The following is a 13,380-nucleotide window of genomic DNA, read 5'->3' on the forward strand; positions in this document are numbered from 1 at the left end:
AAATGAACACTGATCAAAGCCTTTCAGTTTCGGCAGGATTAAGGGATTTTTATTTCTAATTTTTACTGGTTTGAACGCAATTCTTTTTCAAGCAAAAGGGATTTTGGGAACAGGATGTTATTTTCGAGATGCACGTGTTGATGAAGGTCCTGCTCAAATTCTTCAAGCTTGGCGAAGAATGCCCTATAGGTATTGCAGGCGCCCTGGGGCGGGGTGTAGTTATTGCTAAGCCTGGCAATTCTTCTAAGTAGTTCACCGGCATCTTCGTGTTCAGTCTCCATCATTTTGATAGGGTTATCTACACTCCCAAATTGAGCCGGGGGCAATTCAATATTATCTTTTTTGGCCTTCATCATTTTCTTGATGAACGGGAAGAGGATCAATTCTTCTTTTTTGAGATGGGCACTCAGCTCTCCGGCCACTTCTTTAACCAGTTCTTTTATTTCGAGAAGCTCGGTGTAGTGAGAACCGTGCACCTGCGCCACTCTCTCCGAATATTGAAGCAATAGCGGAATATTCTCTTCTACATAACTGTGATGCACATTAATTATGTGATCTGTAAGAAAATCGAGCTCCCATTTATTGTAATTGACAGCTCTTGAATCTGATTGATCTACATTTAGCAGGTCCTGGCTCAACAGCCTGTAATCAACGCTGTATTTTTCGCAGGCTTTTTCGAGGCTTATCCCTCCACCGCAGCAAAAATCGATTCCGTATTTCTTAAAGATGTGGGCAGTTTTGATGTTTTCGGTCACCATTTCTGCAACTGTTTTACTTTGTAGATTTTCCATGATCATAATATTTAGATTAACAGGAGTTTAATTTTGAGCTACAAAGATGATGGAATATGGAAGGGCCATTTATGAGATGAGTCATAAAGGACAAATTTGTCCTATTAATTAGTGTTAAAAATAATTGGCACCTCCAAAATTGAAGGTGCCAACTACAAAAACAAACTAAATAATACTAATCTAAAACAAACTACTAACCATGCAAAACCAGTAATGGCAACTGGTTTATAAAAGGTATATTCTCATTTTCCTCGTTGCGCAAAAACTTTTGGCAGAGGTTGAGATTTTTTGCCGCCAGCACAATCATATCTACATCGCGGTTGGCAACAAGGATTTTTTTCGGGTTTTGATCTCTTGAAGTGTAATAGGTTTGCAGCACCGGAATTCTTGGCGAAAAGGAATCCTGAAGAAATTCGCGGTTCTCTATTTGCTCGGCCGAAGGTTCCATTTCATTGCTAAAGATCTCAAGGATCTTCACATTGGCTTTTGAAAGGGAAGCGAGATTGAGCAGGGTACGCAACACCTTACTGCCATAATGTATCTTATAATCTGTAGGGAAAAGGATCTTCTTGTGCTCTTTAAAAGAAGCATGTTCAGAAATGGCCAGCACAGGACATTTCACTTTCATCATCACATCAGAAGTATTTTTACCAATAACAACACCTTCCTTATTGGTTTTCCCTTTGGTTCCCATAAGGATGAGGTCTATCTGCTTTTCCTGAACTTTAGCCCTTACAGCATTGATAAGGTAATCGGCCTTGAAACAAACTTTATAGTGATGTTCGGGATTGGTGCGTATGCTTTCCAGCCAGTTGATGAGCCTGTCAAAATTCTCCTTAACTTCAGAGGACATAGACATGTATCCAGTCGTCATCTTATCTGCCGGGACCGGGAATACATTCAGCAAATGAAAATTGCAGGGAGTATCCTTAAAGAACTGCAACGCATATGCTGCAGCATTCCTGCTATTTTCAGAAAAATCGGTAGGCAATAGGATATTCATCATCAGTCACATCTATTTACCCGGCAAAAATATGCAGGAAGACAGGCTGAAAAAATGATGAACATCAGTTATTGAATCATTCTAGGAAATTAGCAGGATCAACTAATCTTTTTAAGCGCCTCTACGTTGAGCAATTTTATATTGCGGCCTTCAATTTCGAGCAGGCCTTCCTTTTTAAAATCGGAAAGCGTACGGATAAGTGTTTCTGAAGCCATGCCCGCCACACTGGCAAGGTCGCTCCTGGAAATCCTGATGCTTTGGGTAGGATGCCTCCTGATTTTTTGAGAAAACAACAGGATAGTGCGCGCCGCTTTTTTTCTCACCGACCCGTAAGCCATTTCGAGCAGCTGCTCTTTGATGCCGGCAATATTATCTCCCATCACGTCTATTAACTCGAGGGTAATATTACTGTTTTTCATCAGGATATTCTTCAGCTCTTCTTTAGAAACCGCATACACACGGGTTTCTTCCATGGCTGTGGCATATTCGCTATAAGCATCGCTCTTTTTGAAGGAAGTATTCCCAAAGAAATCCCCTTCTTTATAGATAGAGGTAATGAGCTCCTTTCCGTATTCATCCATACGGTGGCTTTTCACCACGCCTTTATCAACAAAGAAGAAATGGTTCCCCAATTTTCCTTCTTCATAGATGGTTTCGCCGGCTTTAAAAGTCTGCTGTTCGTACTTTTTAACCTCTTCCCTAAGCTCCTGCAGGGAATTGATCTTTTGTTGTGGCTCGGCAGGGGCAGCAGGTTTTGCGTTCTCCTGGAGCTTGCTCAAAATTGCCATTTTTGCCAGGCGGCTTTCTATGGCACTAATAAGCTCTTCTTCTTCGAAAGGCTTGGTAAGGTAATCATCGGCCCCAAGGTCCATTCCGCGGCGAATATCTTTATGTTCTGTTTTTGCTGAAAGAAATATAAACGGGATGTGGCGGGTTTGCGGGTCATCGGCAAGGGCCTGAAGCACTCCGTAACCATCCATCTCGGGCATCATAATATCACAAACGATAATATCGGGCAGCTCCTGCCGTGCCACCTCAAGGCCAGAGCGGCCGTTTGCTGCCGTGAGCACATCATATTCTGCCAGCTCGAGTAATTCGGCTGTGTTTTCCCGTACTACGGTATCATCTTCTATAAACAATACTTTTTTCATTCTTTCACTATAGGTAATTCTACAATAAACTGAGTTCCGGAGTTTTCTTCACTACTAAAACTAATAGTGCCCCCCAGGTTTTCGAGATGTACTTTTGCTATGTTGAGCCCAATTCCCGTTCCCTGATTCAAAAGGGCATTTTCGGCCCTGAAATATCGCTCAAAGATATGTTTTTGATCTTTAGCAGGAATCCCCATTCCTTCATCGGTCACAATAAACCTGATTTTCTTTGCTTCAACCTCTATTTCAAACTTGATAAGGGTATCTTCGGGAGAGTATTTAATGGCGTTGCTCAAGAGGTTTGACAGTACCAGTTCCAGGATTTTCTCGTCCTGGTGCAGCACAATATTGTCAATATCGCGGGTGTACTCAATGTTTTGACCGCTCTTTAAAGTGACATTTGCGTTGTAAACCACCTCGTTCACCACCTTGCTAAGGCTAAAACTGGTGAATTTGTAGTTCACCTTCCCGCTCTCCAGCCTTTCAATTGAAAGAAAGTCGTTAAGGATGTTATCGAGGTAGTGTACCTTGCTTTTTATGGTATTGAGGTGTTTTTCCCTTTTGTCCTGCTGCTCTTCGAGTTTGTATTTCCCGGCCAGCACCACCGAGGTGAGAATCCCGCTTAACGGAGTCTTGAATTCATGTGATACTAAAGAAAGGAATTTGGTCTTTAGCTCGTTGAGCTCTTTTTCTTTCTGAAGAGCTGTTTTAATACGGTTTTCGGCCTCCTTGCGGCGTTTTATTTCCAGTTCAAGGCTTTTATTGGCATTTTGCAGCTTCTGAATACTCTCTTCGAGCTCTTTCGTCCTCACCTTGATCTTGCCTTCAAGCTCATTGTTGAGTTCTGTAATTTGACGTTGCGCCTCTTTTCTTACCGAAATATCTATGATAAGGGACATTACATACCGCTCCTCCCCGATTTGGAACGGGTTAAGACCGGCTTCTACCGGGAACTCATCGCCATTCTTTTTCACACCGTACAGGTCACGGCCATGACCCATTTGCCTTTTTTCGCTATCCTTTAGAAAACCTTTAAAATGAGTGGGATGGGCAGACCGGTATTTGGGGGGATAAGCAGGTTCAAAGGCTTCCCTTTCAACTCTCCTTTGGTGTACCCAAACATATTATCGGCAGCCAGGTTGCTGCTCACAATGTTTTGATTGGTATCAACAACTATAATTCCTTCTGATGCAGCTTCAAAAAGTACGTTGAATACATTTTGGTCTGTCTCAAATTTTTCCAGGTGCTTATCTTCGGCAGTGCTCAATACCCGTCTTTTTTAAGTGAAGGTCAAATTTAAACATTTTAGAATAACTCAGGCTTTAAACATAAGACAAACCAAAAATGCCATTTTTGAAAGGTGTAAAATCAAAAGGATCCGGAGGGAAAAATTTCCCCTCCGGATCCTTTGTTGCAGGTCTACAGTCAACAACATCATGCATTCAATCGGGCACCTGTAAAACCACAACTATGCTGCGTGCTCCTCTTCGGGAGAGACATAGTCTTTATCGGCCGGCAGAAGCCGGCTTGCAAGTTTGGTAACCCCCATGGCTATAAGCACGGCGGTAATCACAAAAAGCAGGAATTTCACCATGAGATTATCCTCCAGCACATTGCTGTAAAAAGTGAGAATAATCTCTATAGCCAAAAATGCTAATTGAAAACTTGCCTTTAAAATCATATAAAAAGAATATGCGGTAAAGATACGTCTGTAGCAAATTATTTTAAGCCTATTTTTCAGCTTTGACGCAAATTTAACGTATGGCTTTCAATTGCTTAACGCAAACGAGTGCGCAGCTTCAGTCCTAAAATTGAAAAATACTGAAGCAAGAACCCGCACCGCAATGTGGGCTTCAGGATCATCTGTTAATTTACTGGCTTCGGCATTACTTAAAAAGCTGCCAAAAAAGCTATTCAGAAGAAAAACCTTCCGCAGAAATCTTAAAAATCAAAAGCAAAAACTTAGGCACGTACCTCTCAAAAAAGGCAGTTCAAAATGCTATTTTTCGAGCCTGAAGGTGATCACCGGGCTGTTTGCATGATTCACCAGGTCTTCGCTAATGCTGCCATTAAAAAAATGCGAAAGGCCTTTGCGACCATGAGTGGCGATCCCCATAAGATCGGCCTTCATCTTTTTAGAGAAATTAAGGATCCCCTGCTCTACGGAATCATCGTTGAACACATGAAATTCATAGTTGCTGAAATCTATGCCTTCCAGGTACTTCTTGAGTTTGGTATCGCATTCATTTGAAGTTACAAATTCATTGGCGGTGTTGATATAAACCAGATGCAGGCGGGCCTGGAACAACTGCGCCAGTTCCACCACTTTTTTAAGGGCTTCCCTTCCTGTAGCTTCGAGGTTTGTGGCAAAAACAAAATCCTTAACATCAAATGAGGCATGGTCATTTTTTACCACCAATACAGGGATATTGGATTTGCGCACCACTTTCTCGGTGTTTGAACCAATGAACATTTCTTTTAAGCCCGAAGCGCCCTGTGAACCCATTACTATAAAATCGCAATGGTGTTTCTCACTGGCTTCAAGAATCCCGTCAAATGCTTTATTGATTTCTACGATATCCTGCACTTCCAGGCCTTTGAGGTAGGGCCGGGAAAGCAGGTCGTCAAACCTCTTTTTTGCAAGTTTCATAAAGTATATGGCCTCGGGCAAATCGTTGGAACGTGTCTCGCCCACCGGGTTCACCATGTCTACCGGCAACTCTATTAAATGCAAAAGGTAGATTTGCGCATTAAATTTTTTAGCGAGCTGGGCGGCAACTTTTAAGGCATTTTCTGCCTGCTCCGAAAAATCGGTCGGCACAAGGATTGTTTTCATAGCTAATTGTAAATAGGTAAGGTTGATTTAGTTATAAAACTACAAATATTTTTTCATTCTAATTCTTGTTTTCGTTCTACAAAAATATTACTATATTTGCACCGTTGAAGCGAAAAAAAGAACAACGAGGGGACAAAAAGTCCCCTCTTTTTATAGCCGAACCCGCGAATGTTACGAGAGAAAGTAGAAAAATTACTGCAGGAAGCTTTCGAAGAAAATAATTCATTATTTTTAATTGAGCTCAACGTTAACGACTCAAACCATATCACGGTCATTATTGATGGTGATAAAGGAGTGTCTGTAAATGATTGTATTGCGGTAAGCCGCAAGATTGAACATAACCTTGATCGCGAAGAACAGGATTTTTCACTGGACGTTTCCTCGGCAGGGGTCTCCAGCCCCCTGGAAATGCCGCGGCAGTACCAGAAAAATATTGGAAGAACTCTAGCGGTGACTACAACTAAAGGAGAAAAGATCGAGGGCGAACTTACCTCTTTTGAGGATGAAAAGATTACGCTCAAGTGGAAGGCCAGGGAGCCTAAACCTGTGGGTAAAGGAAAAGTGACCGTAAATAAAGAAGCTGTCTTGTCTTTGGAGGATGTGAAAGAGGCAAAGGTGGTAATAACATTTTAACAGACATAGGATATGGAAAATATCGCGTTGATAGATTCGTTTTCAGAATTTAAGGATGATAAGTCTATAGATAAGCCAACTTTAATGGCAATTCTTGAAGAGGTATTGCGTAGTGCGCTTAAAAAGAAGTACGGAGAAGACGATAACTTTGACATCATTGTGAACCCCGATAAAGGGGATCTTGAGATTTGGAGAAACCGTGTGGTGGTGGCCGATGGAGAAGTAGAAGATCCAAACCAGGAAATTTCTCTTACCGAAGCCCGCAAAATTGAACCCGATTTTGAAGTTGGGGAAGATGTTTCTGAAGAAGTGAAGTTGATCGACCTTGGGCGTCGTTCCATTCTTTCTTTGCGCCAAAACCTTATTTCTAAAGTTCACGAACACGATAACACCAATATCTACAAGCACTTTAAAGAGCTTGAAGGAGAGATCTATACTGCCGAAGTTCACCACATTCGCCACCGTGCAATTATCCTGCTGGACGATGAAGGCAACGAGATCATTCTTCCTAAAGACCGCCAGATCCCTTCAGATTTCTTCAGAAAAGGAGAAAATGTGAGAGGAATTATTGAAAGCGTGGAATTAAAAGGAAATAAGCCTGCCATTATTATGTCAAGAACTTCTCCCTTATTTTTGGAGAAACTTTTTGAGCAGGAAATTCCTGAAGTGTTCGACGGGCTCATTAACGTGAAGAAAGTGGTGAGAATCCCGGGAGAAAAAGCAAAAGTAGCTGTAGACTCCTACGACGATCGCATTGACCCGGTGGGTGCCTGTGTGGGGATGAAAGGGTCAAGAATCCACAGTATTGTTCGTGAATTGGGGAATGAAAACATTGACGTGATCAATTTCACGACCAACAACCAGTTGTTAATTACCCGCGCCTTGAGCCCGGCTAAGATCACTTCCCTTAAGATAGACGAAGAGAACAAGCGGGCCGAAGTGATGTTAAAACCCGAAGAAGTCTCAAAAGCAATTGGACGTGGCGGGCATAACATAAGATTGGCAGGACAATTGACAGGTTATGAAATAGACGTGTTTAGAGAAGGCGTTGAAGAAGATGTTGAATTAAGAGAATTTGCAGATGAAATTGATGCATGGGTCATCGAAGAATTTGCTAAAATTGGGCTTGATACAGCAAAAAGTATATTAGAACAGGATGTAGATGATCTTGTCAAAAGAACCGATCTTGAAGAAGAGACCATACGTGATGTGATGAAGGTTCTTAGAGAAGAATTTGAAGAAGAGAACAAAAGTTAAGAATAAAAGAGGTTAATTTAGAGGGCAATTTATGGCTGAAGCGAAGACAATGCGATTAAATAAAGTGTTACGCGAATTCAACATTTCGTTGGATCGTGCCGTGGAATTTCTGAATTCCCAGGGCCACGAAATAGAGGCGCGTCCCACTACAAAGATTTCGGGAGAGATATATCAGGTGCTTTCTGATGAGTTCCAGACCGACAAAAGTAAGAAGGTAGAGGCGAAAGAAGTTGGAGAAGAAAAGCGCAAGGAGAAAGAGAGCCTTCGTCTTGAAAGGGAGAAGGAACAGGAAGAAAAGCGCCGGCAGGAGGAGAAGCAGGAGGTTATACGAGCCAAGTCAAACCTGGAAGGCCCAAAACAGGTAGGCAAAATAGATCTCGATAAGCCAAAATCCACTTCTTCGGAAAAACCCGAACCTAAGGCAGAAGAGACCAAAGCGCCTGAACAGCCACAGGCCAAAGCTCCTGAAGCTAAAGAACCGGAAGCTCCAAAGCCCACAAAACCGGAAGCCGAAGCCCCAAAACCTGAAGCCAAACCCGAAACTCCAAAACCTGCAGAAAAAGAAGCCGCGGCTCCAAAACAGCAGGAACAAAAACCTAAAGAGGAAGAGCGTCCTAAGAAGGAGGCTGCGCCTGAAGCTTCAGAAGAAAAGGCAGAAGAATCTTCTACCCTCGCCACAAAATATCAAAAACTAAGCGGCCCTAATTTTACAGGTGAGAAAATTGACCTTTCTCAGTTCAAGAAACCCGCAAAGAAGAAAGACGATAAAGATAAAAAAGCTGAAGACGATAAAGACAAGCGCAAAAAACGCCGTCGCCGTATAAGCAAAGATGTGAAAGGCTCACCAGGACAGGGTGGAGCCGGAGCAAAATCTAAATCTGGAGGAAAGCGCACCCGCCCGGTAACCAAAGAAGAGCCAAGCGAGGAAGAAGTACAAAAACAAGTGCGGGAAACCCTTGAAAAACTTCAGGGGAAATCCGGCAAAGGCCGTGGTGCGAAATACCGAAGAAATAAAAGGGATACTCACCGTCAAAGGACCGAAGACGCCCAGCTTGAAGAAGAGAACAAGGTATTGAAGGTAACCGAATTTGTTACCGTAAGCGAAGTTGCTACGATGATGGATGTGCCGGTGACCCAAATTATTTCCGCGTGTATGTCACTCGGAATGATGGTGACCATGAACCAGCGCCTCGACGCCGAAACGCTTTCAATAGTTGCCGAAGAATTTGACTATGAAGTAGAATTTGTTACAGCCGATATTGACGAGCCTAAAGAAGTAGTGCCCGAAAACCCTGAAGATCTTATTCCGCGAGCCCCAATTGTGACCGTAATGGGACACGTTGACCACGGGAAGACTTCCCTGCTTGATTACATTCGTAAGGAGAATGTAATTGCCGGTGAAAGCGGAGGGATCACGCAGCACATTGGTGCCTATGGCGTGAACCTGGAAAATGGTCAAAAAATAACATTTTTGGATACTCCGGGTCACGAAGCCTTTACCGCAATGCGGGCACGGGGTGCACAGGTAACCGACCTTGCTATTATTGTGGTGGCAGCAGATGATGATGTGATGCCACAAACAAAAGAAGCGATCTCTCATGCACAGGCGGCAGGGGTTCCAATTGTATTTGCCATAAATAAAGTGGATTTACCAACGGCAAACCCCGAAAAAATAAAAGAAAAGCTGGCAGGAATGAACCTTCTTGTTGAAGACTGGGGTGGAAAGGTGCAGTCGCATGACATTTCGGCCAAAACAGGACTGGGTGTTAAAGAACTTCTTGAAAAAGTGCTTCTTGAAGCCGAAATTCTTGAGCTACAGGCCAACCCTGACAAGCTTGCCAACGGTACTGTAGTTGAAGCCTACCTAGATAAAGGCAGAGGCTATGTCTCTACTATCCTCGTACAGGCTGGTACACTTAGAATTGGAGATTATGTACTCGCCGGAAGACATAGCGGTAAGGTAAAAGCCATGCAGGATGAGCGCGGAAAAGATGTAAAAGAAGCAGGCCCTTCAACGCCGGTTTCCATCCTTGGGCTTGACGGTGCCCCACAGGCAGGTGACAAGTTTAAGGTGATGACCGATGAGCGCGAAGCCAAAGATATTGCAGCAAAACGAACCCAGTTACAACGTGAGCAGTCTGTAAGGACTCAGCGCCACATTACACTTGATGAGATTGGACGTCGTATTGCACTTGGAGACTTTAAAGAACTCAACATTATTCTTAAAGGTGACGTTGATGGATCTGTAGAAGCGCTTACCGATTCGTTCCAGAAGCTTTCTACTGAAGAGATCCAGGTGAACATTATACATAAAGGAGTAGGTGCCATTACCGAAAGTGATGTGTTGCTTGCTTCAGCTTCCGACGCAATTATTATCGGATTTAATGTGAGGCCTGCCGGAAATGCACGTACAGTAGCCGAAAAAGAAGAAATAGATATCAGAACATATTCTATTATCTATGACGCTATAAACGACCTTAAAGATGCCATGGAAGGTATGCTTTCTCCTGTGATGAAAGAAGAGGTTACCGGTAACGCAGAGATCAGGGAGATCTTTAAAGTATCCAAGATTGGCAGTATTGCCGGTTGTATGGTTACTGACGGAAAGATCTACAGAAACTCCCAAATCAGGCTTATCCGCGATGGCGTGGTAGTTTATACCGGCGAACTCGCCTCTTTGAAACGTTTTAAAGATGACGTGAAGGAAGTTTCTAAAGGTTACGACTGTGGATTGCAGATCAAGAACTACAACGACATTCATGAAGGCGATGTGATTGAAGCCTTCCAGGAAGTAGCCGTGAAGAAAAAACTGAAGTAAAGTTTAGATACAGAAAATGAAAAGGCTGCCCTTCGAGGCAGCCTTTTTTTATGGAAGGTTTTATATAATCTTCCTTCTAATTAGCACAATATCATTCCGAATCATTTTTGTCCGGGAAAAGAGTCAAGACCGTTTCGCCTATCTAAGGGCAGGCTGCAGGAGCCAGGGCCAAAGAATTTACACAATAAGCTTATTAACAGCGGCCTCCAGTTATATTTTACAGATTAAGTCTATTATTTATTCAGAAACTGAAAACTGCCCTTATACCTATAAATGGCTGTATTATTAGCGAATTCTTGGCCTTAGCTCCAGTTCTATTTATTTAACCCAACAACTCTATTTGTATTTACAGGTCTTTTTTCCAGGTTTAATTTATTTTTAGGTTCGAGCTAAAGCTCCATCAAATAACTCCTCACCTACAAACTAACTCATGAAGCAAGTTGTTTCTCTATTCTCTGCAGCAGTTCATCAACATCAAAAGGCTTGGCGATAAAATCATCGGCACCCTCGGTCCTGCTTATATCGGCATGGGCAGACATAAGAACCACAGGAATACCCCTGGTTTCTGCACTCCCCTTCAGCGCTCTGCAAAGATCTACACCATTGCCATCGGGCAGCATAATATCAAGCAGGAACAGGTTGGGAACTTTTTCAGGAACGGTTTTATAAAAAGCTCTTGCTGTGGGAAATGTCTTCACCACATACTGCTGACTTTCCAAAAGAAATTCTAACAGCTCCCTAATCCCATCGTCATCCTCTACAATAAATATCTCTTTCATCACAACTTTTTTAATCAGGAATAATTAATACTTCCTATATGCATTTACTTTTTTTTAAATTTTGAACTGCCAGTGGCAGAATAAGGGAGAATTCAGATCCCTTTCCATATTCGCTGTTCACTTCAATCTTTCCGCCGTGCCTGTCAATGATTTGTTTGGTAAGGTACAGGCCGAGCCCGAGGCCACTTATACCCTGGGTCTCTTCGGCCCTGTAGAAGCGCGTAAAGAGCTGTCTACGCTGCTCCCCGGTTAGCCCTATTCCCATATCCCGAACCTTCACCACCACATTCTCTCCAACCACCTCTAGCTCAACGAAGATCTCATCGGCTTTTGGGGAGTATTTAATCGCATTGGTCATTAGGTTGAGAATCGCCTGCTCTATTCTTTGTCTGTCGCCTTCAATAATGACTGAATCATTCCACAGCTTCTCGGTGACCCGGTGAGACTGCGAAGAGTAAGAAAAGGTCTCAATGATCTCCTTCAGCATCTCACGGATATCAAAAACCTCAAGATTGAAATTGAGCTGACCAGATTCTATTCTCGACATGTTTAACAGGTCTTCCACAAGGGTGTTCAGTTTATCAACCTGGCATAAAGATTTATCAAGAAATAACTGAGAGATCTTATCGGCTTTCTTTTTTGACAGCACCTGCAAATATCCTTTAATAGTGGTAAGCGGTGTCTTTAATTCGTGGCTGGCCAGTGCAATGAACTCATCTTTCTTTTCACTTAAAGATTTTACCTGCTCAAAGAGCCTTGAATTATCTAAAGAAACTGCGGCCTGGGCAGCGATGTTGAGCACCAGCAGTTCATGTTCGGCTGTAAATTTCCCGGCTTCAGGATGACCGTATAACAATCCGCCAATAACATTTCCATTTTTTGAGATTACCGGGATAGCCAGGTAACTCACCACTGAAAAATGCCCTTTTGGCATGCCTTTGTAAGGTGCATTTTTTCCGAAGTCCTTATGTTTGGTAATATCGTCAACCCTCACCACTTTCCTGTCCCTGAAGGTGGGCAGGAACAAATCTGTATGCCGCGGCATGGCCATGTGGTCAAAGATCTCCCTGGGAGCACCCGAAAGCGTGAACAGCTGAAAGGTGTTGCCCCTGTCATCGAGATTATTGTAGAAAAAAGCTCCAAATGCCGCCCCTGTAAGCTTGGTGGTGGCATCGGTTACCCGCTGCAGTATTCCCTGCACATCTAAATTTTCCGAAATACTTTTTCCTACCGTATTCAGCGTTTCCAGGTTGCGAATATATTTCTCCATTGCCGCCTGGGATTCAAGCCGGGCCGTAATATCACGGGCCACTTTGGAAGCACCAACTATATTTCCTGCGGAATCTTTTACTGGGGAAACGGTAATAGAAACCGGAATCTCTCTACCCGATTTATGCCTTCGGATGGTTTCAAAATGGTCAATTTTTATTCCCCTCTTGATCTTGTCTAGAATCACATCTTCTTCGCTAAGGCGCTCCTCCGGAATTAATAGGGTTATAGACCGCCCCACCACTTCTTCTTCGGTGTACCCAAAGATCTCCTGCGCCCCCCTGTTCCAGCTCGCGATGATGCCCTGTAAGTTCTTACTCACTATTGCGTCATCTGAAGATTGCACTATAGCCGAAAGGGTTTCTTTTTTGATATGATCCCGCTTTTGATCGGTAATATCTACCAGTGTACTGTGCACCCCCTCTAACCGGCCATCTTTTGCAAAGATAGGTTTGGGGAAAACCAGCAAGAATTTGGAAGAACCGTCGGGACATTCAATTCTAATCTCGCTACCCTCCTCCCGAGATCCCTTTTTTAGCACCTTTGCAATCGGGATTTCTTCCAAAGGCATAGGTTTACCATCGGGGTAAAATATTTTCCAGGAACCACACCAGTACTCTTTGCCCAGGCTGGGGGTCCTTCCCCACAACTTTACGGCTGCTTTATTGAAATAGGTGAGCTTACCTTCTGCATCACATAAATAATTAGCAACGGGGGAGTCTTCAAGCAGCTGCCTGAACTCCACACCCAATACTCCCGGACCACCTATCTCGGGTTCATCATTGCTTTGCATCTTTCTCGTGTTTTCTAGGGCGCCAAAAAAGGAGTTTTGGATTATAATCT

11 protein-coding genes and 1 pseudogene are annotated in these 13,380 nt (G+C 43.2%); 3 read left to right on the forward strand and 9 right to left on the reverse strand.

The features are described from left to right. Positions 1-62: 62 nt before the first annotated feature. The 7 genes and pseudogenes from ric to JRG66_RS05515 all read right to left on the reverse strand — a co-directional run bounded on the left by ric (position 63) and on the right by JRG66_RS05515 (position 5,781). On the reverse strand, positions 63-791 hold the full coding sequence (ric, locus tag JRG66_RS05490; protein ID WP_265164799.1) for an iron-sulfur cluster repair di-iron protein: 729 nt from the start codon (positions 789-791) through the stop codon (positions 63-65). A 193-nt stretch (positions 792-984) separates the two neighbouring features. After that, positions 985-1,797 (reverse strand): universal stress protein, encoded by an 813-nt coding sequence (locus tag JRG66_RS05495; protein ID WP_265164800.1) that lies wholly within the window; start codon positions 1,795-1,797, stop codon positions 985-987. A gap of 95 nt (positions 1,798-1,892) precedes the next feature. Next, positions 1,893-2,945, reverse strand: coding sequence for a response regulator (locus tag JRG66_RS05500; RefSeq protein WP_265164801.1), 1,053 nt, complete (start codon positions 2,943-2,945; stop codon positions 1,893-1,895). Continuing rightward, positions 2,942-3,844 carry a sensor histidine kinase gene (locus tag JRG66_RS05505; RefSeq protein ID WP_307726319.1) on the reverse strand — a complete coding sequence of 301 codons (903 nt, stop codon included), beginning with the start codon at positions 3,842-3,844 and terminating at the stop codon, positions 2,942-2,944. Before JRG66_RS05505 ends, JRG66_RS05500 begins: the two co-directional genes overlap by 4 nt. 12 nt (positions 3,845-3,856) lie before the next feature. Continuing rightward, a pseudogene (locus JRG66_RS15580) lies at positions 3,857-4,212 on the reverse strand (PAS domain S-box protein); the annotation flags it as partial. Positions 4,213-4,413: 201 nt separating this feature from the next. Beyond that, the gene (locus JRG66_RS05510; protein WP_265164802.1) at positions 4,414-4,593 is read right to left on the reverse strand and encodes a hypothetical protein; all 180 of its coding nucleotides are present in this window, start codon (positions 4,591-4,593) and stop codon (positions 4,414-4,416) included. A gap of 351 nt (positions 4,594-4,944) precedes the next feature. After that, positions 4,945-5,781, reverse strand: coding sequence for a universal stress protein (locus JRG66_RS05515; protein ID WP_265164803.1), 837 nt, complete (start codon positions 5,779-5,781; stop codon positions 4,945-4,947). Positions 5,782-5,949: 168 nt separating this feature from the next. Here JRG66_RS05515 and rimP point away from each other — a divergent pair, with 168 nt between their 5' ends. The 3 genes from rimP to infB are packed head-to-tail and all read left to right on the forward strand — an operon-like array spanning position 5,950 to position 10,489. Further along, on the forward strand, positions 5,950-6,414 hold the full coding sequence (gene rimP, locus JRG66_RS05520) for a ribosome assembly cofactor RimP (protein ID WP_265164804.1): 465 nt from the start codon (positions 5,950-5,952) through the stop codon (positions 6,412-6,414). Positions 6,415-6,426: 12 nt separating this feature from the next. Next, positions 6,427-7,671 (forward strand): transcription termination factor NusA, encoded by a 1,245-nt coding sequence (gene nusA, locus JRG66_RS05525; protein WP_265164805.1) that lies wholly within the window; start codon positions 6,427-6,429, stop codon positions 7,669-7,671. A 31-nt stretch (positions 7,672-7,702) separates the two neighbouring features. Further along, a complete protein-coding gene (gene infB, locus JRG66_RS05530) occupies positions 7,703-10,489 on the forward strand; it encodes a translation initiation factor IF-2 (protein WP_265164807.1) in 2,787 nt (928 codons plus the stop codon). Between the two features lie 428 nt (positions 10,490-10,917). On the opposite strand, the gene JRG66_RS05535 is transcribed toward infB, so the two are convergent. Together JRG66_RS05535 and JRG66_RS05540 are read right to left on the reverse strand one after the other, a co-directional pair. Beyond that, positions 10,918-11,268, reverse strand: coding sequence for a response regulator transcription factor (locus JRG66_RS05535; protein WP_265164808.1), 351 nt, complete (start codon positions 11,266-11,268; stop codon positions 10,918-10,920). 34 nt (positions 11,269-11,302) lie between these two features. Continuing rightward, positions 11,303-13,330, reverse strand: coding sequence for a PAS domain-containing sensor histidine kinase (locus JRG66_RS05540; protein WP_265164809.1), 2,028 nt, complete (start codon positions 13,328-13,330; stop codon positions 11,303-11,305). Between the last annotated feature and the right edge of the window lie 50 nt (positions 13,331-13,380).

The organism is Salinimicrobium tongyeongense (assembly GCF_026109735.1).
Lineage (GTDB): Bacteria > Bacteroidota > Bacteroidia > Flavobacteriales > Flavobacteriaceae > Salinimicrobium > Salinimicrobium tongyeongense.